Raw genomic sequence first — 25,067 nt, 5'->3', positions numbered from 1 at the left:
TGGCCGTGTGCAGGCTGGCTCTCGCCCATAGGGTCCATCCTACCGCGTCGGAGAATCATTTCCCCGAGCCTTCTTGGCTATAGTGGATCTTGACTGGCTCCGCCGAGATGGCTCGGAGGAGCGACGACAGTATTCCAATGGTCACTGTTCGCCTTACCCTGCTGGCGGAAGTGTCAACCCGAGCCAACTGGCGATCTCTTGTTCTGCTCTTGTATCAAGCGCCACGCCGACAGCTCCCGCTCGCTCGATCACTGCGTCCAGGAACGCCCTTGCGATCTCCTGCGCACTCGGTGGAACCTCCGCGTCTAGACGGGCCCCTCCGAACTGACAGCCTCGCGCCACGTATCCGATCGTGGCGCGAGGGACGGACACACCATCGCGGGCAAGCGCATCGCGGCACCAGCGCGTCGCTTCCGTTAGGTTGAACTCGTTGGACGCGGCGAAGGTCGACAGGGCGTCGAATAGCCTCGGCCAATGCTCTTGCTTAACTCGCGGCAGATCAAGGGCGTTTGAGAGGAGTTCGACGGGCTTCGGTTGCTGAGCGGCTTCACCGGCCGTGGCGCCGGCCGGAGGCTGGTGCCTGTCCTCATCCCACAGGTGGTGTTGCGAGAAGCGGACATGCGGTAGCCCTAGGGCGGCGACGGCCGCTAAAAAGCTACCGTGCTCGTACCAGCGAGAACGCTTGGCACCGGGAAGCGCCCGGGCCGCCTCCAGCGCGAGGGCAGCAAGGTTGAGCGGGGCGCTGGCCCCCTCATACCTCTTTCGCACAAAATCGGCGAATGCAGTCTCGGAGGCCTCGGCATTCTTGTCGCCCTCTGCAGCAACTTCAGAGCGGGCGGGCGGGTCCTCCTCGGTGGATTCCTCCGTGTCTGCCGCGACGAGGGCACGAATAGCGTCGTACCCGACAATGCTATCTGCCAGAGCAGTGTAAGCGGATGAGAGGTATCCCGGCGATATGATCGTAATCCGGCGGTCCTCGGCACGCAGGCGCTGGAGCAACGGGGTAAAGTCGGAGTCCCCGGAGGCGAGCACAAACTCGTCGAAACGAGTACCGTGGCCGAGAAGATCGAGCGCGTCGATGACAATGCGAATGTCGGCCGCGTTCTTGCCCCCCCGCGCCACTACGGGGCAGTCGATAACTTCGAACCCCGCACGTACGAGTCCCGGGCGAAAACGGGAGAAGTACAGGCGGTCGTTGGTCTCGCCTACCGCGCGCAAGTAACCGGCTGGATTGAGGTAGCAGCGCGCCACCAGCCAGCGCCGGGAATCGCCCGACAGGTGCGTGTTAGCGAGGACCTGAAGCCAGTCGGCGGGCTCGGAAGCGAACCGTAATGCAGCGTCGCGATCGAGATCCCAAAGGGTGATGAAAACGTTGTCGAAATCGACGAGAATCGCGCTTTTCGCAACCATGTAAAATCTCCATTTAAAAGGTATCGCGCGGCCAATCCGCGAGATTCCCTGCCGCGACCGACAAGATAATTCGTAGCAAAGGCTATGAATTTGCAGTTGGTTCGAAGCCCCCGTAGCATACGCTTATTGAGCGGCCTTGCAAGCGGGACACTACCGCCACAGCTGCAAGGACCCGACTGACTCGTCGCCTTCTCTCTAGCATTTGCACTATCCAGCAGCACAGGCACGACTTAGCCTCACGGCTGCACACTTTTGGAGTTCACGTATGAATTTGGGCAAAGCAGTTGGGCTGTTTTTGCTGTTCGATCACATGCAGCGGAGCAATAATTATCACGAGATGGTAGACCGCCTGAATGGGCATATCAGCCGGTGGGAGGACTCAATTTCTCGTTTGGAATCCACGCAATCCAGAATATCGGACAGCATACACTCCAATAAGGAAAGACTGGCAAAAGCGGAAGGTTTTCTGGAAAGGCAGCTGAGTCCGCCGTCACAGGAATGGGCACAGCGGCAAGAGAAGATTGCGACCACACATTCCCGTGAGGAGCGCAGAGCCGAGGCCGCTGCAAAATTGCTAGACTACCGCAACCGGGTTGCGAGCGCTGAGCAGCGTATCGTCAAACTACGTTCATGGATTGCAGAGGGCGAAAGCCGGTGCAGCGACATCAGTCGGAAAATTTCCGACATCGAGTACAAAATTCGTAACGCTCGAAGCAAAATTTGAAGCAAGTGTCTATTTGGCTGCCTCGCTCACGGACGATCCCTAGTGGCGCGTCAAGTTTGCCGGATTTTTTTGGGAAGCCGTTTTGGAAGGGCTTGTTCCTTTATAGGCATACCCAAATCAAAAAAAGCGACCGCCCGGTTGCCCATATTCTGGATCGCGCCCTTTTTTCCATCGTTCGTCACCGGACAGGCATGCCATCAGCGGGCGACCGCTCTTGGCAGTGCCTGTCCTTCCAACCGGCAACAGCGAGCGCCTTAAACTGGTCGTAAGCAGCCGCCAAATCGCCTCACGGATCAACGCCCGTATCGCTGATGGGCCTGACGGCATGTACTGCGCTGGCATTCGCACCGCCGCGAACGCGATCGTCGGCCGCGCGAGCAGGGACATGCCTCTCCTGATTGATCCGTTCGCGATCGGCGAATGGCTTGACGAACAGGCGCCGCTCCACGCCCTGGCGCCGGCCTGTTGCGAGGAAGGGTATTTCCTGAAACCGAGCGACGAGCGTTGGTCGACCGGAGCCAGTCTGGACGAATAGGGGTCGGTTTTCTATTCGGCGCCACAAAGCCGCAGGTTGACCAAATGTTCCTATTGTGTTCTCGTTATGACAACGGTTTTTAGCCGTTTCCATCAATCCGCCTGAGCCAGCGTGAGTCGAGGAGTCGATCCAGATTTCTTTATTTCTGTCTTTCCAGATTTCAGGAATTCCGTCTTTCCGGATTGCCAGAAAGGCGGAAATCTGTATTTCTGCCCAAACCGAAGCAGCCGAGAGGGAACATGGCCGCAGTGGGAGGGCGTATCTTGGCCAGCAGTCGAACCCATCCGGCCGACGAGGATCATGGGGGCGACGGCGAGAACAAGTCGCTCAATTTCAAGGTGAGTCCCGACTTCAAGAAAGAGTTCAAGGGCTTCGCGGTCTCCCAAGGGATCACGATGACCGATCTGCTGAAGGAGGGCTTCGCGCTCTCGAAGAAGAAGCGGCAGAAATGATCGTGGTGCCGTTCGCCCTTCCATCCGCCCTCGGTCCGAGGAGGCGGATGTGACGCTCCACACACCCGGCGCTGCATTCGAAGGCGCTGAATGGCTTTTCGCGATCGGGCGCGGGGGCGATCTGCCCGCCGTCGATGGCCTGGTCGCTGTCGATGGCTATGTTCCGGCGGGGCGGCCCCCCGAGGAAGTCGCCTTCATCGAGAAGGCCGCGAGCTACGGCGCGCGCGCGGTATTTTTCGAAGCTGGCCGGCATGGTCGCGCATCGGTCGCGCAGGCCTTCGTTTTCGATGCTGCCGCGCATGCCGACGATCGGGCTTTCGCTGAGCTGCACAAGCGGCTGTGGAGCTGGAGCGGCGTCCCGATCGTCTACCGCGCCGGTCCGGGGCAGATTCAGCTCTTCCGCTGCGCGCATGCGCCCGATTTCGTCGGTCCCGACGACACGCCAATCTGCCGGCCGATCCGCACGCTGGCGATCGGCGCGGAGATCGCGGTGCAGGACGTATGGTGGGATGCCGCTCGCATCCGCAATGGCGCCATCTGGGACGACCCCGATGCCTGCCGCCTGATGCTTTCGGCTCAGAAATCGGCCCATCGTAAACTGGTCGAAGAAGTCCGCGAGCTCGCTAGGCAGATGGGCGAGCGTAGGTTGCTCGATGGCGGGCTGCAGCGGCGATTACTGATCCTCTCACTGCTCATCGCCTATCTCGAGGAACGGTCGGTCCTTCTGCCGGACGACTTCGCTCGCGCCTTGCCTGGCGCCACCCACTTTTTCGAGGTTCTGGGCAATGGTCCGGCGTTGATAACATTGCTCGAAGCGCTCGAAGAGCGGTTCAACGGACATGTGTTCCGCCTGAAGGATGCAGAGCGCGCAGCGCTGGCCGACAGCACCGAACTCGCCAGCTACGCGCGGTTGGTCGAGGGCTTCGAGGATTCGACGGGGCAGTTCAGCCTCTGGCGCCTCTACTCCTTCCGCGACCTGCCGGTGGAGCTTATCAGCAACATCTACCAGCTCTTCGTGAAAGACGCGGCCAGCTCGATCTACACGCCGCCGGCGTTGGTTCGGCTAATGCTGGAAGAGACGCTGAGCTGGGACCGTATCGACCGGCTCATGGCCGGGGACGGGGTCATCCTCGATCCGGCCTGCGGATCGGGCGTCTTCCTGGTCGAGGCATACAAGCGGCTGGTGCTGCACTGGCGCTGGCGCAACGGCTGGGCGCGTCCGGATGTCGACGATCTGCGTCCGCTGCTCCAGCGCGTGCATGGTGTCGATCTCGAAGAGGGGGCGGTCGAACTGGCCGCGTTCAGCCTGTGCCTGAGCCTGTGCGACGCTCTCCAGCCCGAAGAGATCCGCTCCAGCGTCAAGCTGTTTCCGCGGCTCGCCGACAACACGCTCCACTGGAGCTGCTTCTTCGAGGCCAAAGAGCGCGGCCTGGTCCAGGCGCCGGTCGCGGTCGTCGTAGGCAATCCGCCGTTCGAATCCGCTCTCACGACGGACGGCGCGAGGCGAAGCTATGCCGCCTATACCAAGGCGCATGGGGCGCTCGCCGACAACCAGCTCGCCTATCTCTTTCTCAGCGAGGCGATGGAGCTGCTTTCGCCGGGCGGCGTGCTCGCGATGGTCGAGCCCGCGGGCTTTCTCTACAACCAGCACGCTCTCACGTTCCGTCAGTCCTTCTTCAGCCGCTGGTCGGTCCGTGAGGTTCTGGACTTCGTCTCGGTTCGGGGCCTCTTCAAGAAGGGCGAGGCCGACCCGAAGGTCGTCGTGGTCATTGCCGAGGCGGTGCAGCCGACCGCCGACAGCCGCCTCCTTCATGCCGTGTTTCGCCGCAACGGCCGGGCGACGGCCGAGCAGGGCTTCGACATCGACTATTATGACCTGCACTGGTTCGGCAACGCGATCGCGGAGAAGTCTCGCGACATCTGGCGGGCGAACCTGCTCGGCGGAAGCCGCGTCCACGACCTGATCCAGCGCTTGCGCGATTATCCGACTCTGCGGGATTTCGCGCAGAAGCATCAGTGGGATTTCGGCGAAGGCTATATCGCCGGCCGGAAGGGCATCTCGCGCCCAGCGGAGCACCTCGTCGGCAAGCCGCTGCTTCCGACCAGCAACCTGTCGCGTGATGGGCTCGATACGCGCTTTCTCGACGTCGTGCCCGACAAGCCGATCAAGGACACCAAGACCGCGCGGCGTTTCACGCCGCCTTTGCTGCTCATCAAGGAGCACGAGGATCTGCACCATGGCGTGTGGAACGGCCACTACCTCGCCTACAAGCACGAGATCGTCGGCTTGGCGGCCCCGGCGGAGCAACTCGGTGCGCTGAGCGCGATCAACGATTGGCTCTTCCGAGAAGCGACGGTTCTGCGTGCCTACGTGGCGGGGATCAGCGCTCGGCTCTTCACGCAGCGCGCCACCGCCATTCTGAGCGCCGACGTTCTGGCCGTGCCCTATCCCGAGGATCATGACCTCGACCTCAGCGAGAACGAGCGGATCGTTGCGGCGGATGTGGTCGAACACCAGCGCGAATTCATCCGCCTCGGCACCGGCGCCGCCGTCATGCGGCCCGCGCCGGGCGAAGCCCTTGCCGAATTCGACGACGTTTTCGCCCGGCAGATCAATGCGGTTTATCCGCGTACCGCCCTGAAGGCGCTGCCGGGTCAGCGCTGGCCTGGGGCGATCTGCAAGGCCTATGTCTTCGGTGATGGCGAGGTGGATTGGACCGGCGCGGATGGACTGCGCCAGAAGCTCGATGCGCTGCTCCAAGAGCGCCGGGGCACCAGCCTGACGATCACGCGGATTACCGCTTGTTACGACGACGGCTTTCGTGTTCTTGTTGAAGCCCGATCGCCATCGTTTTTGGACGCCCGCCATCGCGCTTCGGGACGCCGACGACGTGCTCGCCGACCTCAGAGCGCAGGGCTTCTGAGGTGCTGGCGGACGAAGGCGAACGCGGTAGACCGGCGGGAGCGCTGAGTGTCGGTATCCATCCAGCCCGGAGAATGGCTGTCGGCGCTGGTCGGTTTCATCGGCGGTGCGCTGGCGGGCTGGCGCGATGATCCGGCGCGCGAAGCGGCGACCGGCGAGACCAAGCTGACGGCGCAGCTCTGCTCGCGGTCTGAATAGTCTCTCTCGCCACGCGCCAGGCTGGGATTTCATCCAGTCAAGCGCAGGAGCCTGATGAAGCTGATGGCCGCCCGCGCGATCGACCTTGCCGTTCGCCCCGAGCGGAGCCATCAATCTGGATCGAAGGGCGCGAATACACCGAGTATCGCACCTTGCTCCCGATCGAATGCAAGCGCCTGCCCACGCCCGCAGCGGCGGATCGCGACGAACGCGAGTACCTGATCAGCCGGTTCAGTTCGACGGTGGGATTCAGCGCTTTAAGGCTGGGCACCACGGTGGCAGCCATCGCCGTGCCGCGATGATCGGCTATGTCCAGGTCAACGACATCCCGCATTGGAAACAGCAGCTCGATAGCTGGGTTGATGCGATCGTAGGCGACACAGTGGAAAACTGGTCGGTCACGGATAAGTTGGCGCTGCTAGGCCACGATGCAGCGCAGCGCCTGGCGTTCCTGCGATCCCATCATCAACGACTCGCCGGCCTGTCTCCGATCCAGATCGATCATCTCTGGATCGAGATGTAGAACGCGATTCCCGACCGGGCCGGCGAAGTCGTGACGTGGCCTCGGCCAGGGAACCGAAAGTCCTCGAAGATCGGGTTCGGCAAACGCCTTCGCGAATGATCGCTCATTCCCTTGCTGGGACGTAGCACTGGCATGAGCGGATCAGGCCAAGATCAAAGACCGCTTCCTCCATCTTGGCGAGTAAATCCGGACAGTCCCAAACGTCGACTTTTCTGACATTGGGCGACCCGGAAGCAAGCGGGAAAACATGTCCGCATTTGGGAAGTCGGGAAACCGGCTTTGAATGGACAATGATTGGTCGACTGCTGACGGCACTCCATGGTGCTAGATCGAGAAAACGCTTTATTGCGATAATACAGTTATCCACATAAGCAGATTTGACACCCCTTATAACGTGCGGTACAAGCGCCGCCGAGCAGCTAGGCGTGTCATGGCTATCGAAACCGCCAGGAAGGGCAGAAAACCGTTGTGGCGGCGCCTGAGGCGACCCTGCCGGTCGTCGGGGCTTCGGCCACATTGCTTGGACGATCGTGCAGATGCGCGCCGGCGAGCGCATCACGTCAACGAGGCGCTGATCGCCGCCTATCAGGGCGCCTCGTCGCCCCACAGCATCCGCGCGCTCAAATCCGACGTCGAAGCGTTCGACGCGTGGTGTCGGCGCACCAACCGGATCGCGCTGCCGGCGACGGCCGAGACCGTGGCCGATTATCTCGACGCGCGGGCCGGGAAGGGGAGCCGGCCGGCCTCGCTATCCCGCTACAAGGCGTCGATCGCCAAGATCCACCAGCTGCTCGAGCTCAAGGATCCGACGCCGGCGCCGCTGGTGAAGCTGCGGCTCCAGACGGTGCGCCGCGAGAAGGGGGCTGCGCAGAAGCAGGCGCGGCCGCTGCGGTTCAAGGGCCCGGTGCGCGACGTCGAGCGCGACAAGGCGCGGGGGCTCAACATCCGCGCGCTGCTCGAGAGTTGTGGCGAGGATCTGCCGGGGCTGCGTGATCGGGCGCTGCTATCGGCCGCTTATGACACCGGGCTGCGCGCCTCCGAACTGGTGGCGGTCGCCATTGAGCATATTGAGGAGGCGATCGATCCCGAAGCGCGGCTGCTGCAGATTCTGCGTCATAAGGGCGATCAAGACGGGGAGGGGGCGACCGCCTACCTCAGCCCGCGCACCGTCGCGGCGATCGCGGCGTGGACCGAAGCGGCGGGGATCACGACAGGGCCGCTGTTCCGGCGGGTGCAGGTGCGGCGCTACAAGGCGCGGGCAGCCGTGCGCGGTCGGCCGATCGACAGCATCTCGGGCCGGGAGACGTGGGATCTGCGCAAGACGCTGTCCAAGCCGGCGGTGAAGGCGCGCGTCGAATATGACATCGGCACCGTGGCGCTGCACCCGGGCTCGATCGGACCAATCTTTCGGTCGATCATCGGCCGCGCGTTCGACCGTGGCGCGCTGCCCGATTTGACGGCGGACGATCTGGCGCGGTTGCTGAAGGGGATCAGTGCGCACTCGACGCGGATCGGGCTCAATCAGGACCTGTTCGCCAGCGGGGAGGATTTGGCCGGCATCATGGACGCGCTGCGGTGGAAGTCGCCGCGGATGCCGCTCGCTTATAATCGCAATCTCGCGGCAGAGCAGGGGGCGGCGGGGCGCCTTATGGCGAAGATTGGCTAGTCATGACGGCCTAAATAGGTCTTTGGATGATGCGTGCGACCACACGACGGCGGCAGGTAGATCGAGGGATTTGCGCAGCGGCAAGAACCGGAGAAGGGAGGCTGAGCCCCCGGGGTCTTGAGCTACAACGTTAAGCCTAAGAAACGGGCAGGGGCCTGGTAGCGCGTAGTGTATGAGCGAAGCCACCATCGCTCAAACTCATCAGCACAGTCCAATTTCGAAGAGGAAACAAGAAAGTGGTTCCGGAAACGGTATGGATCTTATCCTGTGTAAACGCTCGCGCTAAATGGCGGCGTTCTGATCGCGCTATTTGTCAGTTGCCGGGTCCGATGACGAGGCAATCGCGCGCGGCCTGAACGATGTCAGCGGTGACCTCCTCGACGCGGTTGAGGGTCATGATCCGCCGCATCTGCGCGAACAGGCGCTCCATGAGCCGGAAGTTGCGCGCGTGATGCGGATCACGGCTGCCTGCGCTTCGATCGCGTCGAGTTGGGCCGGGTCGAGCTGATCCCGAAATCGCCGGCGTGGGTCGCGAGCAGCAGCCGCATTTCGGTCTCGGTAAGCGGGTTTGAACTCGTGGACGAAGCCGATCCGCGAGTAGAGCTGGGCATAGAGCGGGCGAGGCGCTTCTCCAAGCCCGGCATACCCATCAGGACAGCCGAAGCCGTGGCGATCGGCCATGTCGCGGAGATGTTCGAGCGACTTTATGGTCAGGCGGTCGGCCTCGTCGACGATGACGAGGGGGCAGGCGATGCGGGCGGCGTCATGGGTGATTTCGTCCTGCGAGCCGCCCGCGACCGTCAGCCGGGCATAGCCCAGCTTAATGAGGTTGAGGCCCACACCGCGTCGATCGTCTTGGGCGTGTTGCTGACCGACACGGTGTAGAAGACGGCGCGGCAGCGAGCGACCTTTTCGCCAAGGAGCGCGGCAATGGGACGGAGCGCGGCATATTCCCCCAGGTCGGGGAAGCTGGAAAACTCCGCGCCGATCGCGTCTTTCGACGCCCGGCCGCCATGACACACGCCGATATAGCGGTAGTGCGCGCAGGCTTCGGCAAACTCGACGAACCGGGCATGTTCGCGGGTCGCCAGGAACGGCTGCTCGACCAGGAACTCAATCGTCAGCGGCGTAGAGCCGGAGCCCTCGGTAGGTGGTGGGCCGGGAAGCCGTATCCTCTTGGTCGCCATCGAAGGTCTCCGTGGGGGCAGGCACCTGCTTGTCGCGCTCCTTCGCGCCGCGCCGGGCGCGCTGGATCGCGCGCAACGACGGGTGCCCAGCGTGCTCGGAGCTGAGCGCACGGCAGACGAACCGGCCCTGGTGGTAGACGTGGATCTCGGTCAGGTCGGGGGTCATAGACCGCCTCGACCTGCTCGCCGACGAAGGCCGCGAGCGTGGGTTCGACATAGCGCCTGCCCATCAGACGGATGCCGTCGCGCAGCACTTTACGGGGCTTGGGCACGTGCACGAACAGCATGTCGAGCTGTTCAAGGCTGTCGGGCATTGCGGGCAGGAACCCGCCCTTCTGCCAGCGCGTGATCGGCGGTTCGCCGGTGCTGCCATGCGGGGACGATGATAGACGCCGCACACGAACGCCTCGAAGCGGGCGCGCAGCTCGTCGAGCGTGAGCACTGGCGCCGACAGCGGCTTGCCCGCGATCAGGTGGCCGGGCAGGTCGGGCAGGAACATGTCGTTGATGGTGCGGAACAGCCGCTCGATCTTGCCGCGCCCGCGAGGACGCCCCGGCAGCGAATGGATGAGGCGGATTTTGAGGCGATGCACGCCTGCTCGATATGCTCGGAGATGAAATCCGAGCCGTTGTCGACGTAAAGCTGTTCGGGAATGCCGCTGACGATCCATTCGGGATTGGGCTTGCGCCAGATCGCCTGCCGCAAGGCGAGCGCCGTGTTGAGGGCACTGGGGGCATCGAGGCTGAGGAGTAACCGGCGATGGCTCGGCTGTGATCGTCAACGATGACGGTCAGCCAAGGACGCACCGGGGTTTCCGGCATCATCGAGCACGAGAATGTCGAGAACGGTATGATCGGCCTGCCACATCTCGTTCGAGGTCGCGGCTTCGCGCCGATGCACTAGCTCGTGCTGGTCGCGGTAGACGGCCGGATCGGAGGCTGCGGCGATCTGGCTTGCCGGTATCGCCCTGACGACACGCGCGACGGCCGCATAGCTGGGGGTTCGGTGTCCATGCGCGATGGCGAGTTCCTGCACTTTCGGTGAATGGCGGCGACCGGGGGTCGCGGGCGCTTGGTGGCGAGAGTGCGGGTCAGTTCGACCAGATGTTCCGGCAGGTGCAGCCTGCCCCGATCGTTGCGCGGCAGACGCGCGAGACCGCAAGTCCTTCGGCACGGTAGCGCCCGAGCCAGCGCAGGCAACGTCCGCTCGCTCAGCGTGCCGGTGCGGGCGAGGTCCGCGAGCGGGATGCCATCGGCGAGGTGCGGTTCAAGGACGCGGTAGCGCTCGATCGCCAGCGGCGGGACAAGCGCCGGATGCGTCACCGCCGACGGTCCGTGTCGCAGGTAAGGAAAACGGAGATTTGCCTGCCCATCGCCATGCGAGTCCGCTCGCGTTGCCAAACCGGCCTGTTCGACGTAAATCTACCCGGTAAAGAAAACTAGGGCAACATAGACCTGCCGATGACGACTTTCTTCCCAAACCGCGCCCGATCGGGCGCCACCGGCCCTACGCATGAAAATCGGTTACGCCCGCGTATCGACCGCCGAGCAGAACCTGGACCTCCAGCGTGATGCGCTGAAGGCTGCCGGCTGCGAGAAGGTCATCACGACAAGGCCTCCGGGGCGACTGCCGCTCGCCCTGGATTGGAAAAGGTGAAGGAGCTGCTTCGCGCCGGCGACACACTGGTGGTCTGGCGCCTCGACAGGCTCGGCCGCTCGCTCCGTGATCTGATCGGATGGATGACCTACCTCGACGAGGAAAAGGTCGGGCTGAGCCTGCACGAGGCGATCGACACGACCACCACGTCGGGCAAGCTTACCTTCCACCTGTTCGGGGCATTGGCGGAGTTCGAGCGCAACTGATCCGCGAGCGGACCCAGGCCGGTCTCACCGCAGCCCGCGCCGCGGCAAGAAGGGTGGCCGGCCGGCCGCACTCGGCAAGGACAAGCGCGACCTGCCCGTCAGGCTCTACCACGAGAACACGATGCCGATCGCCAAGATTTGCTCGATGCTCGGCATCTCCAAGCCAAAACTCTACGCCTATGTGCGATCGGCCGAGACCAAGCCGGTTAGCCGCGTAGCGACGCTCGCCGACAAATAGCGCGATCAGAATGCCGCCACTTAGCGCGAGCGTTTACACCGTTCGCGGTCCCGATCGGCCCAGCGTCCCCCGGAACCGTTCGTTATCGGGAAGGCATCTAAGCGGTCTGCACCATCCTTCATCTAAAGTTCTCCAAGCGCTTCTGAGGATTTTCGGGCGCACCAAAAGCACTTGCTCCTCCAGGGCTGGAGCATGTAACCGCATTTGCTCTCCTGCGGACGGGGGGCTGGAGGTGGCTTTTTGACGGCCCGTGTTGAAGCAATCGGTATGTCTCGACGCTCATTAGTGGCGCGGCTGGTGGCCTGTGGAACCGGCTTGGTGCTCGGTTCTCCAACGCCGCGCGACAGACTTCCCGGTCTGCGGGCTCGTGGAACTTCGGTGCGGCTCACCTCGAATGGGAGCCGCTGGAAGTCGGCACGGGTGATACCCTCCTTGTTTCGGCACAAGTGCGCGGAGTGCCGGTGCGGGCGGTGCTCGACCAGTGGGCAGCGGCCGCGTCGATCATGAGCACGGCGCTCGCGGCGAAGCTCGGCTTGAACGATGGTGAGCGGCGAATGATTAGCGGCTGGGGCCTGAGCGCCAAGGCCCGGTGCTGCTGGTCCGCGACATCGACGTACAGCTCGCCCGCGAAACCCGTCGCTTACCCTTTGCCGTCGTTGGTGATCTGAGTTCAGTGTCGGCGGCCTTTTCGGACGGACCGATCGATATCCGCCTCGGGGCCGATATGTTCAAGGGTAGTGCACCCCCCCCCCGCGCTGTCGATTTCGCGAAAAGGGTATGGCGGTCGTCAAGTAGGCACGTTTCTCGCCTGCCGACTGGGCGCGCTGTCGCGCTTCGGAGCACTTGTGCCAAAAGCAGGAGTGTTCATTCGAGCTGTTCCGTCTTCGGGTTTGCCTCCCGTGCCTTGATTTGATCGGAATCTTGGCAGCTGCTGGCCGCGATGATGCTCCTCGTCGGCCTATGCACGCGATCAAGGGCGTTGAATCGGGAAGCTCGTTTCTCGACCGCGGCGATTCGGCGGCTCGACTGGCTTGTGCGTAGTCAACGATGGCTTTCACGATCACAGGAACATCAACATCGAAGGGCTTGGCGTCTGCGAAACGTCCCCACACTCGGGGATGAGAGCTTGGCTCTCCAACATGACAGCGGTTGGCAATGTCGGCCCTACCGCGTATCGCCTCAATTCGACTTGGTGTTCGACGTGACCGCCGGATTCGTTGTGGCTCCGGCCACGCGTCCTCGTCGTCGCCTGCCGATGCTGAAGGACCGTAGCGGCCTTGGCCTCGCAGCCTCACCAACGGCGCTCACCGTTTGTTCATGTGGCGGCGAACAGTCCCGCGGAAAAGGTCTGGCTGGGCGGTCGGCGACCGGATAGTGGCGGTGAACGGCCATTCGATCGATGGCGAACTATACGCCGTGGGGAGCTCTGGCAAGTGCGCTCCCGGCCTGCTGGCACCCTCGTAAGCTGACGATTGGCCTCGGGTGATGTGCGCGAGCTCAGGCTGGCCGATTATTATTGATCGGCTTGATGGGTGGCCTTTGCCGCTCGCCTTTCATGATCCGACAATCGGCCATGCGCGCCTTGGTGCAGCTCTGGCTGAGCATTGCCAACTCATCCCGCAACACCGCGAGTTGCGCCAGTCTCTCCTCCACATCCTTGAGGTGCTGAGCAGCGATAGCTGAGGCGGCACCACAATCCTGGTCCGGGTTCTGCGCCAGCCCCATCAACGAACGGATCTCGTCGACGGAGAAGCCAAGCCGGCGACCGTTGCGGATGAAGTGCAAACGCTCAATGTCACTGGCATCGTAGGTTCTGCGACCCGACGCCGTGCGAGGGGCGGATCGGAGCAACCCGATCGACTCATAAAAGCGGATCGTCGTCACCTTCGTCGAGGTCTCGCTGGCGAGCTGCCCAATCATCACCGGCTTCATCATGCCATCCTTGCTTATGCGAACGTGTCGCACATTTCGCTTGCTTCTACAGCGACTGGAGGTGGTAAGGAAGGCCGCATGAATGCTTCTACCGAAAGCTGCGGGTGCCACGGGGAGCCCGCGCGCGCGCAAACCGATCCGGCCTATCGCCGTGCGCTGCTGACCGTCGTGGTGCTCAACCTCGGCTTCGGAGTCGCCGAGCTGTTCGGCGGGTTCATCGCCGATAGCCAAGCGCTGAAGCGGATTCCCTCGATTTTCTCGGGCGACGGGTCGATCAGCCTTATCGGTCTTCTCGCGCTTGCCTGGTCCGCACGGGCGAGGGCAAAGGTCGCGCTGACGCAGGGGTTGTTTCTCGGTGCGCTTGGCGTGGGCGTAATCGGTTTCGCGATTTGGCGCGTCCCTGAACGCAACCGCGCCCGATGCCGAACTGATGGGCACAATCGGCGTTGTCGCGCTCGCGATCAATGTCGTGTCCGCCCTTGGTGCTTGCGCGTTTTCCGGAAGGGGACGCCAATGTTCGCGCGATCTGGCTGTTCAGCCGCAACGACGCGCTCGCCAACGTGGCGGTGATCGCCGCGGCCGGTCTGGTGGCGTGGACAGGAAGCGCCTGGCCGGACCTCGCCGTCGCCGGCCTCATCGCCCTCCTGTTCCTCCACTCCGCTTATGAAATCGTCACTGGCGCTCGGCGCGAATTGGGAGAGCGGTAGTGCGTCTGCTCGCGTTGATCCGGGCAATGCTCTCGTTGCGGCTGCTCTCCGCGCTCGCGGCGCTGCTGATCCCTGCTGCGGCAATCGCCGAACCCGGCGACGTGCAAACCGCATGGCGGCTGCTCGACTATATGGCCGTCGATTATGGCGGCGCGGTCGCCAACGGTCGGATCAAGAGCACGTCGGAATATGCCGAGATGACGGAGTTCGCCGCGTCGGTCTCGACACGGCTTCAGGGCCTGCCGGCGAAGCCGGAGCGTCAAGCCCTCATCCAGCGGGCTGCCAACCTCCAGGCGGTGATCGCGGAAAAGGGACCGACTGAACAGGTGGCAACATTGGCGCACGGGCTCGCGGCCGATCTGTTGCGCGCCTACCCGGTGCCGCTCGCGCCCGATAAGGCTCCGAACCTCGTCTCCAGCGATGCCCTGTTCCGACAATCCTGCGCGTCCTGCCACGGGATGACGGGCAACGGCCGTGGCCCTGACGCCGCCAAGCTCGCTACGCCCCCGATTGCTTTCACCGATGCCGAGCGCGCGCGCCAGCGCAGCGTGTTCGCGCTCTATCAGGTGGTGACGCAAGGCATCGACGGGACCGCGATGCAGAGCTTCGCCGATCTGCCCAACGATCAGCGCTGGGCGTTAGCATTCCGAGCCGGGAGCTTCGCCTTCACGGATGCGCAGGCGCGCGAAGGCGAGCGGCTTTGGAAATCCGACCCGACCCTTCGCCGGCGCATTCCGGACCTGAAAACCCTGGTCGCGCTCACCCCGGCCGCGCTCGGCGCGGCGATCGGCGACGCCAAGGCTGACCCAGTGCTCGCGTTCCTGCGTCGTCATCCCGAACAGGTGATACAACAGGCTCCCGGCTCGCTCGCGGTCGCCCGCGCCAAACTCGCCGAAAGCGTGGCGGCTGCGCGGCGCGGCGATGCGCGCATGGCGAAAGAGCTGGCGCTGTCGGCCTATCTCGATGGGTTCGAGCCGATCGAGCCAACACTCACCGCGCGCGACGCGACGCTGATGGGTCGAATCGAGGGCGCGATGGGGGAGTTCCGCGCCTCGATCGACCGGGGCGCGTCGCCCGATGATCTCGCGGAGAAGGTCGCAGTACTGGGCGGCCTTTTCGACGATGCGGAAGCGGCGCTCGCGCCTGATGCCGCCACCGAAGCGTCCACGTTCCTGGGCGCGTTCACGATCCTGCTGCGTGAAGGGCTCGAAGCCCTGCTCATCGTTGTCGCCATGATCGCGTTCCTGCGTAAAGCCGAGCGCGGCGAGGCGCTGCGGTACGTGCATGGCGGCTGGGTCAGCGCGATCATCGCGGGCGGGATCACCTGGGCGGTCGCCACCTATGCGATCGGGATCAGCGGTGCGAGCCGGGAGCTGACGGAAGGGTTTGGCTCGCTGTTCGCCGCGGTCGTGCTGCTCTCGGTCGGGATTTGGATGCACGGCAAGGCGCAGGCCGATCAGTGGCAGCGCTATATTCGCGAGAAGATGTCGCGGGCGCTCTCGGGCGGGTCGGGCTGGTTCCTGTTCGGGCTGGCGTTCGTCGTAGTTTATCGCGAGGTCTTCGAGACGATCCTGTTCTATGCCGCGCTTTCGGCGCAAGGTGACAACGGGATGCTTCTCGCGGGGGCCGGGTCGGCGATTGGACTGCTCAGCCTGATCGCTTGGGCCATGCTTCGCTACAGTCGCAAGCTGCCGATCGCGCAGTTCTTCCGCTATAGCTCCTGGCTCATGGCGGTCCTGACCGTCGTGCTGGCGGGTAAAGGCGTCGCCGCGCTCCAGGAAGCCGGCCTTATCAACATCGCACCGCTCGCGGACGTGCCACGGCTGTCGATGCTCGGCGTGTTTCCCACTTGGCAATCGGTGCTGGCGCAACTCCTGATGGCGGTCGCCATTGCGGTCGGGTTCGCCTGGAACGGGCGCGACCGATCCCGCTCGGGTTCCGGCTCAGTGACCCTTGGTTCGAATTAGTGCAATGACATGAAAACCCTTCCGTGATAGAGGCAAGCTAGTGCGAGCCTTTTTGCCTTTCCTGACATGCCTGATGCTGGTCCTGACCAGCTTCTCCGGCATGGCCCATGCCGCCGATCTGGCGGGGGGAAGCATCGCGGGCGTTGAGTTCACGGTCCATACCGCCGGTGACATCGATCAGGTGCCATCGGACTCGGACAAGAATGTCCCGCATCATCACAATTATTGTCACGGACACGACGTCGGCGCGCCTGCGCGCACGACGATGGAATATACCCCCGTCCTCACAGTGCCCAAGCCGACAATCTCCGCCTCTGCGTCGCTCGACGGCCGCACCGGCATGGTCCATTTGAGGCCCCCCCAAGCCTGACGTCCGATTTGGGCGCGCGTTGGCGCGCCCCTGTCGATCATCGTCAGGAGTCCTATTTTCATGCATCGTATCCTCGCGGCCATGCTGGCCGCAGCGTCGTGCGCCACTATGGCGCAGGCGCAGGTCGGACCGTCCGCGCCTTTTGCGCAGGACGCGCCGGTCTACACGCTTGACCAAGCGGTCAGTGCAGCGGGCGGTTCGGCCCCTGCTGCCGAAGCGGCAACAGCCGCGATCGATGCGGCCCGCGCGGGCCGCACGGTCGCCGGACTGCGGCCCAACCCGGTTGTCCAGGGCCAGGTTGAGAACGTCATCGGCTCGGGTCCGTATCGTGGGGTCCGCAGCGCGGAATCCACGGTCGGCTTTGCGATCCCGATCGAGCTAGGCGGCAAGCGCGGCGCCCGCGTCGCGGTCGCCAATGCGCAATTATCCCGGGCCGAGATCCAGGCCGCGATCATCGCGGCGGATGTCCGGCTTCAGGTGACGCAGCTTTATGTCGAAGCGGTCGCGGCCGATCGCCGGGTGGCGACGGCGCGGGATCAGGCCCGGATCGCCAGCGACGCGCTGCGGGCTGCGAGCGTTCGCGTGCAGGCGGGGCGCGCCTCCCCGCTCGAGCAACAGCGCGCAGATGTCGCGCGCATCAACGCCGACGCCAATGTGGAGCGGCAGCTTCGCTTGGCTGAGGCGGCGCGGGCCAATCTGGCGCGCCGGATCGGGCGACCGATTGACGGTGCGCTCGATGACACGCTGCTCGATCGCCTCCCGGGGGCGAACGTCTATGGGCCGATCGCGCCGGCTGACACGACCGGCACGCTGGCGCTGGCGGCGGCCAACGCGGATTTCTCGATCGCCGAGGCCGGCGTGCGGCTCGCGCGCGCTAATCGCGTCCCTGACCTGAACGTCGGACCTGCGATCCGCCGACTGGAAGCGACCAACGACATGGCGGCGGTGTTCACCGTGTCGATCCCGATCCCGGTGTTCAACAACGGTCGCGCGGCGATCGCGCAGGCGACCGCGCAGCGGACGCAGGCGGATGCACAGCGCCGCGTGACCGCGCTCGACATCGAACAGGCCATCACGGACGCGCAGGCACAGGCGGCCAATGCCGCGACGACCGCACGCGCGGCGTCGGGGCCGGCGCTGGCGGCTGCGCAGGAGGCCGCCCGCATCGCCCGGATTGGCTATCGCGAGGGCAAGTTCGGCCAGCTCGAATTGCTCGATGCGGAACGCACCCTCGCCGAGACGCGGGTCGCCGCGATCGACGCGCTCGCCAACTATCAAAATGCCCGCGCGCAGGTGGAGCGATTGACCGCTCCTGCGCCCAATGGGGGAAACCAGTGATGAAGAACTTCTATCTCGCGGGCGTCGCATCGCTCGCCCTGCTGCTGGCTGCCTGTGGCGGCAAGGATGCCGGGAACGAGGCGACCGCCAATGCCGCAGCCGGTAACGAAGCGGCAGGCACGGAAAAGGGCGGTGCCGAAGGCGGTCATGCCGATGAAGGCGTGGTCACGCTGGGCGCCGATCAGATCGCCGCAGCGGGCGTGCAGATTGGACGGCCGATCATCGGCGGGGCCGGGACGATCGAGCTGCCCGCGATCATCGAGGGCGACCCACAGGGAACGCAGGTCGTCTCGGCCGCAATTGCGGGACGCGTGGTCGCGCTCACCCGTAACCTCGGCCAATCGGTCGGACGCGGCCAGACCATTGCGGTCATCGAAAGCCGCGAGGCGGCGCAGATCAAGGGCGAGGTCGAGGCGGCGCGGGCGCGGCTTCAGCTCGCTAATTCGAACCTCGCGCGCGAACAGCGGCTGTTCGCGCAGAGAGTCTCCCCTGAACAGGATCTGATCGCCGCCCGCACAGCGGCGACGGAGGCGCGGATCGCCCTGACGCAGGCGCAGAGCATGGTTTCGGCGGCGGGTGTCGGCGGCGGCGGGCTCAACCGGCTCGGCATTGCCGCGCCGATCTCGGGCCAGATCATTGCGCGCCCCGTGACGCTGGGACAAACGGTCGCGGCGGATGCCGAACTCTATCGCATCGCCAACCTGAGCCAGGTGTCGATCGCGCTTAATCTCAAGCCCGAGGATGCGGGCCGGGTGCGTCCCGGCAATACGGTGCTGGTGAAGGCGGCAGGCCGTCAGGCGACCGCCCGCGTGACCTTCGTGTCGCCGGCGCTTGATCCGCAGACGCGGCTCGTGCCTGCGCTCGCCACCCTCGACAATCGCGGTGGCGAATGGCGGGTCGGCGAGCCTGTGACGGCAGCCGTGCAGCTCACGGGCAGCGGCGGGAGCGGGGCGGTCCGCGTGCCGACGACGGCGGTCCAGAGTTTCGAGGGCAAGTCGGTCGTGTTCGTGCGCACGCCCACCGGCTTCAAGGCGACCCCGGTCCAGCTCGGCGATGCGTCGGGCGACACGGTGATCGTCCGGTCGGGCCTGACCGGCAACGAACAGATCGCCACCACCGGAAGTTTCACGCTCAAGGCCGAGATCGGCAAGGGCGAAGCGAGCCACGAGGATTAAGCCATGATCGCCCGTATCGTAACCTGGGCGGTCGAGAAGCGCTGGCTAGTCCTGCTCCTCACCGTCATCGTCGCCGCCATCGGCGCCTTTTCCCTCTACCGGCTACCGATCGACGCGGTGCCGGACATCACCAACAATCAGGTCCAGATCAACGTCCGCGCGCCTGCCCTCTCGCCCGAGCTGGTCGAGAAGCAGGTGTCGTTTCCAATCGAAACCGCGCTCGCCGGCACCCCCGGCCTGGAATATACGCGCTCGTTGAGCCGCAACGGCTTCGCGCAGATCACGGCGGTCTTTTCGGACGCGACGGACATCTATTTCGCCCGCCAGCAGGTGGGCGAGCGTCTGCGGGGCGTGCAAGAGAATCTGCCCGACGGCGTGAACCCTGAAATGGGTCCGATCGCGACAGGCCTGGGCGAGGTGTACATGTACACCGTTCGTCTCGATCATCGCGAGGACGACAAGCACAAGCCCGGTGAACCGGGCCAACAGCCCGATGGCAGCTACATCACGCCAGAGGGCGAGCGACTGACGACCGAAGAGGACAAGGCGACCTACCTGCGCACCGCGCAGGACTGGATCGTGACGCCGCTTCTGAAGACCACACCGGGCCTCGCCGGTGTCGACTCGATTGGCGGTTACGCCAAGCAGTTCCTCGTCGTGCCCGACGTGCAGAAGCTGGCCTCGCTCGGCATCACGCTGACGGACCTGGGAAATGCGCTGGAGCGCAATAACACCAGCGTCGGCGGTGGCTTCGTCAATCGCAATGGCGAAGGTCTGGCTGTTCGCTCGGATGCGCTCGTTCGCAATGCCAGCGAGTTGGCCAGGACCGTGATCGCGACACGTAACGGCGTGCCGATCACGGTCGAACAAGTTGCGACTGTGAAGACGGGTCAGGCGATCCGCATGGGTTCGGCATCGGAGAACGGTACCGAAGTCGTCGTCGGCACGGCGATCATGCGGATCGGCGAGAACAGCCGCATCGTGTCGACCGCGGTCGCTGAGAAACTGAAGACGATCAACGCTTCGCTGCCTCCTGACGTCGTAATTCAGCCGGTGCTGAACCGCACCGAGCTGGTCAATTCGACGATCAAGACGGTCGCGAAAAACCTGTCCGAAGGCGCGGTGCTGGTCATCGTCGTGCTCTTCCTGCTGCTCGGCAATTTCCGCGCGGCGCTGATCGCGGCGCTGGTCATCCCGATCACCATGATGCTGACCGGCTTCGGGATGCTGCGTGCCGGCGTCTCGGCGAACCTGATGAGCCTTGGCGCCTTGGACTTTGGTCTGATCGTCGACGGCGCTGTCATCATCGTGGAGAACGCGCTGAGACGGCTTGCCGAGCAACAGCATCATGAAGGTCGCTTGCTGAGCGTAAGGGAACGGCTCGCGACCGTGGCGGCCGCCGCGCGCGAGATGATCCGCCCCTCGGTATACGGGCAGGCGATCATCATCCTTGTCTATGTGCCGCTGCTCACGCTGACCGGCGTGGAGGGCAAGACGTTCGTGCCGATGGCGCTCACCGTCATCATCGCGCTCGCCTTCGCCTTCATCCTCTCGATCACCTTCGTGCCGGCCATGATCGCGATCTGGCTGTCGAAGAAGGTTGAGGAGAAGGACGGCCGCATCATCACGTGGCTGAAGAAGCGCTACGAGCCCGGTCTTGACCGGGCAATGAAGCGCCCGACCCTGACGATCGGCGCGGGTGTCGGCAGCCTTGTCGTGGCGGCGCTCGCCTTCACGACGCTCGGCTCGGTGTTCCTGCCACAGCTCGATGAAGGCGACCTGCTGATCCAATCGCTGCGCATCCCCGCCACGTCGGTCCAGCAAAGTCAGGCGATGCAGGTGCCGATCGAACGGATGATGTCGAAGCAGCCGGAGGTGGCGTTCGTCTATTCCAAGACGGGCACGGCGGAACTCGCTTCCGACCCGATGCCGCCCAACGCCACCGACATGTTCGTCATCCTGAAGCCGCGCAAGGATTGGCCAAATCCCGATCTTGCCAAGGAGGAGCTGGTCAGCCGGATCGAGGGAAATCTCGCAAAAATCCCGGGCAACGCCTATGAGATCACCCAGCCTATCCAAATGCGCTTCAACGAGCTGATCGCCGGCGTGCGCGGTGACATCGCGGTGAAGGTGTTCGGCGACGACTTCAACACGATGAACCGGACGGCCGAGCAAATCGCCGCCGTACTGCGCAAAACGCAGGGCGCGGCGGACGTGAAGGTCGAGCAAACGACGGGCCTGCCCATGCTCGACATTCGCGTCAATCGTGACGCGATGGCGCGCCTGGGCGTCACCGCGCAGGATGTGCAGGATACCGTCACCGCGACAATCGGCGGACGCACCTCGGGCCAGATCTTCGAGGGCGACCGCCGCTTCCCGGTGGTGATCCGCCTGTCGGAGACGCAGCGCGCTGACATTGGCCTGCTGGAACAGGTGCAGGTGCCGGTGGCGGGGGGCGGCTATGTGCCGCTGTCCAGTGTCGCTGACATCAAGGTCGTCGACGGTCCCAATCAGATCAGCCGCGAAAACGGGAAGCGGCGCGTGGTGGTGCAAGCCAACGTGCGTGGTCGCGACGTCGGTAGCGTCGTTGCAGACGCGCAGGCGGCGATCGGCAGCCAGGTCCGGCTGCCTGCCGGTGCCTATCTCGAATGGGGCGGTCAGTTCGAGAACCTGCAATCGGCGAGCGAACGGCTGAAGCTAGTCATTCCGGCCTGTTTCATCCTGATCCTGTTGCTCCTTTACGGTGCGCTTGGATCGGTCCGCGATGCCGCGATCGTGTTCACCGGCGTGCCCTTCGCGCTGGTGGGCGGCGTCCTGCTGCTCTTCCTGCGCGGCATGGACTTCTCGATCTCGGCGGCGGTGGGCTTCATCGCCTTGTCGGGCATCGCGGTCCTCAACGGCCTCGTCATGGTCAGCTCAATCCAGGATCTGATCCGGTCGGGGCTATCGCGCGAGGAGGCGGCCCATGTCGGCGCAATGCAGCGTCTGCGGCCAGTCGTCATGACCGCGCTCGTCGCCAGCCTCGGCTTCGTTCCGATGGCGCTTGGCGAGGGCGCGGGCGCGGAGGTGCAAAAGCCATTGGCGACCGTCGTCATCGGCGGCCTGATCTCGGCGACGTTGCTGACGCTGTTCGTGCTGCCGACGCTCTACGCCCGGTTCGGGCAGAAGGCGATCGAGAAGCCCGAGCACTACAATGAGGAGCATGAAGGGGACGACCACGGTCAGACCTTCGTGAACAACTTGGCCTGATGGGTGCGCGGGGCGATCCGCGATCGCCCCGCTCATCTCTGGGAGATGGGGATATGCCTCGCACCATAACCAGCTCAATGCTTCACGGCGGGCCACTGCGGATCTGGTCGGCGATCACCGATCCGGATCATCGCCGGGCTTGGAGTCCGCTCGTATTCCTCGACAACCCGTGCCAGCTTGGCGAGACGGAATGTACCTTCGCGATCCAGGGCATCACCCGGCCAATTCGGACGCCGGCCATGGTCGATCAATTCGACAAGCCGCACGCCTTCGCTTGGTCCTGCGGCATCCCTTATCTGTTCACGCTCGAAGAGCGGTACGAGCTGGCAGGGGACGACGGTGGCACCAGGCTAACACATAGCTGCACGCTGCGCGGGGCGCTGTCTTTGCCGTTCGCGGCGATGATGTTGCGTCGTCTGCGGTCCCTGATGGTCGATGCCGACGATCGACTTGCGACCTATCTGCGCTGGCGGGTGGGTCAGCCTGCCCGTGGGATCAATCGTCAGCGCGTCCCCTCCCGCTACAGGAGGAAGGCGCGATGACGCCGTTGAAGCGGGTACTGCCCGCCCTCATCCTCGTTGTCGGGCTGGCGGCTTGCACGGAAAGCAAGCCGCCAGCCCCGCCAACGGAGCAGCAAATCCATTCATCCGACAGCGCCGTGGCGACCGGGGAAATGGGGCGCCATCCCTATCGCTGTTCCGACGGGGAACCGCTGTTCGTCGACTACAAGGACAACGGCCTGCAGATCGATTTGCGGCGCTCCAGCAGCGCCGTGCCCATGACGCTGACCGCGCCAGCGCAGGGCCTCCAATATGTCGGCGAGACAGCCACCGCGACCTTCAAGGGGTCGCAGCTCACCATCGTGGAAGGCGAAGGCCGCACGCGGACCTGCGAACGGGAGGGCACCCGATGAACCGTCATGTCTTCCGACACGTCGCACCGCAACGGGAGAGAAACGATGTCTGACACGTCGATCTCGAATGTGATGGCCATTCGCGCCGAAGTAATCGCGCGAAGCCGCGCCTTGCGCGAGGCGCAGCCGACGGCACCGCCCGGCGTGACGCCGACCGCTCCAGCCTCAACCTTTGCCGACACCCTCAATGCCGTGGTGGCGAAGGTCAACGAGACCCAGGAGCAGGAGGATGTCGTCACCGAAGCATATGAACGGGGCGAAACCACCGACATTGCAACCGTCGCGCTCATCCAGAGCCGTGCATCCATTACTTTCGAGGCGACGCTGCAAGTCCGGAACAAGCTGCTGTCTGCATATCGAGACATCATGAACATGCCGATCGGATGACGATCGCGAAGATAACTAAGGCGGTATTGGTATGATTGTCGGCACAAGGCCACGATTCAAGCAGATTATTGTCGAGGTTTGGAAGCCTCTCACGATCCTGTTCGTGTGGGACGTGGCGGTGACGGCATTCCACATGATGACCCCGATCAAGGAACCGCCTTTGCCGACGGCGCTGTTCGGCACTGCCATCGCGCTCTTCATGGGGTTTCGGACCAACGCCGCTTATGCACGCTGGTGGGAAGCGCGAACTCTTTGGGGCGCGCTCATCAATGCCTCGCGCAGCTTGGCCCGGATCACGCGCAGCCTGACCAAGGGGGAACCCGAGGGCAGTGAGATGCGGCACAACATCATCCTGCGGCAGATCGCCTTTGCGCACTCGATGCGCTGCCAGCTTCGCCGACAATCGCCCTATGAAGAGATTGCCCGGGTCGCTGGAACGGAAGTCGCCGATATGGCGGTCGCCCGCCTGAACCCTGCCAACGCGCTCCTGGAGGACATATCGGGCATTTACGCCGACGCGCTCGCGGAAGGTCGGATCACCGAAATCCAGCAGGCAACTGTGGAGCGCGTCCTGATCGACATCGCCAATGCGCAGGGCGGCATGGAGCGGATCAAGAACACGCCGCTGCCCAATGGCTTTCGGTTCTTCCCGAACCTCTTCACGCGTGTGTTCTGCGTGCTGCTCCCGATCGCGCTGGTCGAATCCCTGGGCCTTGCCACGCCGATCGGATCGACGCTGATCGGACTCGTCTTCCTCGCGGTGCTGAGCATCGGCGAGGATCTGACCGATCCGTTCGCCAATAGCGTCCACGATGTCCCGCTCACGGCAATGTGTCGCACGATCGAGATCGACCTTCTCCAAACCGCGGGACTTCCGGCCCCCGAGCCGCTGACACCTGACCACGGGGTGCTGTGGTGATGGGCATGCGCGCCTTGCTGCATCTGCCCGGGCTGACGATCGCGCGCGTTGGCGTCGTTCTCGTCACCGGCGTGATTGTAGGGGCGTGCAACCCGGCTCCGAGCGAACCTGTCGAACCGGCTCACGACAAGCGTGTGACGCCAAGGCTGATCGCGCAGCGCATCATGTATTGCGACGACGGCACCCGCGCCGATGTCGACTTCATCGACGACGGCCTGAAGATGGCCGTAACCTGGCTGCCGAAGGGCAGGACCGAGATCCTGCGCGCCCAGCGAACCGGTGATGAATTTCGCGGCAACCAGTCACGGGCCGTCGTGGCGGGCGGGGCGATCGCCTTCATGCGGCGCGGGAAAATCCACGTCTGTCACCGAACCCCGGAGGGATCATAGGAT

At 64.2% G+C, this 25,067-nt stretch carries 26 protein-coding genes and 2 pseudogenes; 22 read left to right on the top strand and 6 right to left on the bottom strand.

Translation table 11 applies throughout. The features are described from left to right. Positions 1 to 153 precede the first annotated feature (153 nt). Positions 154 to 1,410 (bottom strand): NYN domain-containing protein, encoded by a 1,257-nt coding sequence (locus tag LUA85_RS17495; RefSeq protein WP_231471601.1) that lies wholly within the window; start codon positions 1,408 to 1,410, stop codon positions 154 to 156. Between the two features lie 265 nt (positions 1,411 to 1,675). Between LUA85_RS17495 and LUA85_RS17490 the strand changes: the two genes are divergently transcribed. The 8 genes from LUA85_RS17490 to LUA85_RS17455 all read left to right on the top strand — a co-directional run bounded on the left by LUA85_RS17490 (position 1,676) and on the right by LUA85_RS17455 (position 8,431). Continuing rightward, positions 1,676 to 2,134: a hypothetical protein gene (locus LUA85_RS17490; RefSeq protein WP_231471600.1), complete on the top strand. Its 459-nt coding sequence runs from the start codon at positions 1,676 to 1,678 to the stop codon at positions 2,132 to 2,134. 220 nt (positions 2,135 to 2,354) lie between these two features. After that, a complete protein-coding gene (locus LUA85_RS17485) occupies positions 2,355 to 2,669 on the top strand; it encodes a hypothetical protein (protein ID WP_231471599.1) in 315 nt (104 codons plus the stop codon). Positions 2,670 to 2,908: 239 nt separating this feature from the next. After that, positions 2,909 to 3,121, top strand: a complete 213-nt coding sequence (locus LUA85_RS17480) for a hypothetical protein (protein ID WP_231471598.1) — start codon at positions 2,909 to 2,911, stop codon at positions 3,119 to 3,121. Between the two features lie 49 nt (positions 3,122 to 3,170). Further along, positions 3,171 to 6,092 (top strand): class I SAM-dependent DNA methyltransferase, encoded by a 2,922-nt coding sequence (locus tag LUA85_RS17475; protein ID WP_231471597.1) that lies wholly within the window; start codon positions 3,171 to 3,173, stop codon positions 6,090 to 6,092. Continuing rightward, a complete protein-coding gene (locus tag LUA85_RS17470) occupies positions 6,093 to 6,242 on the top strand; it encodes a hypothetical protein (protein WP_231471596.1) in 150 nt (49 codons plus the stop codon). Positions 6,243 to 6,394: 152 nt separating this feature from the next. Continuing rightward, positions 6,395 to 6,544 carry a hypothetical protein gene (locus LUA85_RS17465; RefSeq protein WP_231471595.1) on the top strand — a complete coding sequence of 50 codons (150 nt, stop codon included), beginning with the start codon at positions 6,395 to 6,397 and terminating at the stop codon, positions 6,542 to 6,544. After that, the gene (locus LUA85_RS17460; protein WP_231471594.1) at positions 6,541 to 6,765 is read left to right on the top strand and encodes a hypothetical protein; all 225 of its coding nucleotides are present in this window, start codon (positions 6,541 to 6,543) and stop codon (positions 6,763 to 6,765) included. The genes LUA85_RS17465 and LUA85_RS17460 overlap by 4 nt, the downstream gene beginning before the upstream one ends. A 520-nt stretch (positions 6,766 to 7,285) precedes the next feature. After that, positions 7,286 to 8,431: a site-specific integrase gene (locus LUA85_RS17455; RefSeq protein WP_231471593.1), complete on the top strand. Its 1,146-nt coding sequence runs from the start codon at positions 7,286 to 7,288 to the stop codon at positions 8,429 to 8,431. A 393-nt stretch (positions 8,432 to 8,824) separates the two neighbouring features. On the opposite strand, the gene LUA85_RS17450 is transcribed toward LUA85_RS17455, so the two are convergent. From LUA85_RS17450 to LUA85_RS17440, 3 genes are read right to left on the bottom strand one after another with little or no spacing between them, the layout of a single operon-like run. Continuing rightward, positions 8,825 to 9,271 (bottom strand): ATP-binding protein, encoded by a 447-nt coding sequence (locus LUA85_RS17450; protein WP_231471592.1) that lies wholly within the window; start codon positions 9,269 to 9,271, stop codon positions 8,825 to 8,827. Continuing rightward, complete coding sequence (locus tag LUA85_RS17445) at positions 9,232 to 9,618, bottom strand: hypothetical protein (RefSeq protein ID WP_231471591.1); 387 nt, start codon at positions 9,616 to 9,618, stop codon at positions 9,232 to 9,234. Before LUA85_RS17445 ends, LUA85_RS17450 begins: the two co-directional genes overlap by 40 nt. After that, complete coding sequence (locus LUA85_RS17440) at positions 9,552 to 9,848, bottom strand: Mu transposase C-terminal domain-containing protein (protein ID WP_231471925.1); 297 nt, start codon at positions 9,846 to 9,848, stop codon at positions 9,552 to 9,554. The genes LUA85_RS17445 and LUA85_RS17440 overlap by 67 nt, the downstream gene beginning before the upstream one ends. A gap of 152 nt (positions 9,849 to 10,000) precedes the next feature. Here LUA85_RS17440 and LUA85_RS17435 point away from each other — a divergent pair, with 152 nt between their 5' ends. Continuing rightward, entirely contained in the window at positions 10,001 to 10,258 is a 258-nt protein-coding gene (locus LUA85_RS17435) for a hypothetical protein (protein WP_231471590.1), read from the top strand. A gap of 137 nt (positions 10,259 to 10,395) precedes the next feature. Here LUA85_RS17435 and LUA85_RS17430 read toward each other — a convergent pair whose 3' ends face one another. Continuing rightward, complete coding sequence (locus LUA85_RS17430; RefSeq protein WP_231471589.1) at positions 10,396 to 10,653, bottom strand: hypothetical protein; 258 nt, start codon at positions 10,651 to 10,653, stop codon at positions 10,396 to 10,398. A 477-nt stretch (positions 10,654 to 11,130) separates the two neighbouring features. Here LUA85_RS17430 and LUA85_RS17425 point away from each other — a divergent pair. Together LUA85_RS17425 and LUA85_RS17420 are read left to right on the top strand one after the other, a co-directional pair. After that, positions 11,131 to 11,718: pseudogene (locus LUA85_RS17425) on the top strand (recombinase family protein). 461 nt (positions 11,719 to 12,179) lie between these two features. Continuing rightward, a complete protein-coding gene (locus LUA85_RS17420; protein ID WP_231471588.1) occupies positions 12,180 to 12,386 on the top strand; it encodes a hypothetical protein in 207 nt (68 codons plus the stop codon). Between the two features lie 829 nt (positions 12,387 to 13,215). Here LUA85_RS17420 and LUA85_RS17415 read toward each other — a convergent pair. After that, on the bottom strand, positions 13,216 to 13,638 hold the full coding sequence (locus LUA85_RS17415) for a helix-turn-helix domain-containing protein (protein WP_231471924.1): 423 nt from the start codon (positions 13,636 to 13,638) through the stop codon (positions 13,216 to 13,218). A gap of 90 nt (positions 13,639 to 13,728) precedes the next feature. Here LUA85_RS17415 and LUA85_RS17410 point away from each other — a divergent pair. The 11 genes and pseudogenes from LUA85_RS17410 to LUA85_RS17360 all read left to right on the top strand — a co-directional run bounded on the left by LUA85_RS17410 (position 13,729) and on the right by LUA85_RS17360 (position 25,064). After that, positions 13,729 to 14,357: pseudogene (locus LUA85_RS17410) on the top strand (cation transporter). Next, positions 14,357 to 16,324 (top strand): cytochrome c/FTR1 family iron permease, encoded by a 1,968-nt coding sequence (locus LUA85_RS17405; protein WP_004212871.1) that lies wholly within the window; start codon positions 14,357 to 14,359, stop codon positions 16,322 to 16,324. Before LUA85_RS17410 ends, LUA85_RS17405 begins: the two are co-directional and overlap by 1 nt. A gap of 73 nt (positions 16,325 to 16,397) precedes the next feature. Further along, on the top strand, positions 16,398 to 16,694 hold the full coding sequence (locus LUA85_RS17400) for a hypothetical protein (RefSeq protein WP_007406840.1): 297 nt from the start codon (positions 16,398 to 16,400) through the stop codon (positions 16,692 to 16,694). A 60-nt stretch (positions 16,695 to 16,754) separates the two neighbouring features. Beyond that, positions 16,755 to 18,032 (top strand): TolC family protein, encoded by a 1,278-nt coding sequence (locus tag LUA85_RS17395; protein ID WP_053556562.1) that lies wholly within the window; start codon positions 16,755 to 16,757, stop codon positions 18,030 to 18,032. Then, positions 18,032 to 19,207: an efflux RND transporter periplasmic adaptor subunit gene (locus LUA85_RS17390; RefSeq protein ID WP_231471587.1), complete on the top strand. Its 1,176-nt coding sequence runs from the start codon at positions 18,032 to 18,034 to the stop codon at positions 19,205 to 19,207. Before LUA85_RS17395 ends, LUA85_RS17390 begins: the two co-directional genes overlap by 1 nt. A 3-nt stretch (positions 19,208 to 19,210) precedes the next feature. Further along, on the top strand, positions 19,211 to 22,456 hold the full coding sequence (locus LUA85_RS17385; RefSeq protein WP_231471586.1) for an efflux RND transporter permease subunit: 3,246 nt from the start codon (positions 19,211 to 19,213) through the stop codon (positions 22,454 to 22,456). A 53-nt stretch (positions 22,457 to 22,509) separates the two neighbouring features. Then, positions 22,510 to 22,998, top strand: coding sequence for an SRPBCC family protein (locus tag LUA85_RS17380; protein WP_053556565.1), 489 nt, complete (start codon positions 22,510 to 22,512; stop codon positions 22,996 to 22,998). Next, positions 22,995 to 23,369, top strand: coding sequence for a hypothetical protein (locus tag LUA85_RS17375; protein WP_053556566.1), 375 nt, complete (start codon positions 22,995 to 22,997; stop codon positions 23,367 to 23,369). The genes LUA85_RS17380 and LUA85_RS17375 overlap by 4 nt, the downstream gene beginning before the upstream one ends. Before the next feature lie 45 nt (positions 23,370 to 23,414). After that, positions 23,415 to 23,756, top strand: coding sequence for a flagellar hook-basal body complex protein FliE (fliE, locus tag LUA85_RS17370; RefSeq protein ID WP_007406845.1), 342 nt, complete (start codon positions 23,415 to 23,417; stop codon positions 23,754 to 23,756). Positions 23,757 to 23,787: 31 nt separating this feature from the next. After that, positions 23,788 to 24,675: a bestrophin family protein gene (locus tag LUA85_RS17365; protein ID WP_053556567.1), complete on the top strand. Its 888-nt coding sequence runs from the start codon at positions 23,788 to 23,790 to the stop codon at positions 24,673 to 24,675. 5 nt (positions 24,676 to 24,680) lie between these two features. Further along, entirely contained in the window at positions 24,681 to 25,064 is a 384-nt protein-coding gene (locus tag LUA85_RS17360) for a hypothetical protein (RefSeq protein WP_053556597.1), read from the top strand. Positions 25,065 to 25,067: the final 3 nt, after the last annotated feature.

Source organism: Novosphingobium sp. CECT 9465 (assembly GCF_920987055.1).
Lineage (GTDB): Bacteria > Pseudomonadota > Alphaproteobacteria > Sphingomonadales > Sphingomonadaceae > Novosphingobium.
Note: the sequence above shows the minus strand (reverse complement) of the source record. Positions and strands in the feature narration are given on the sequence as shown.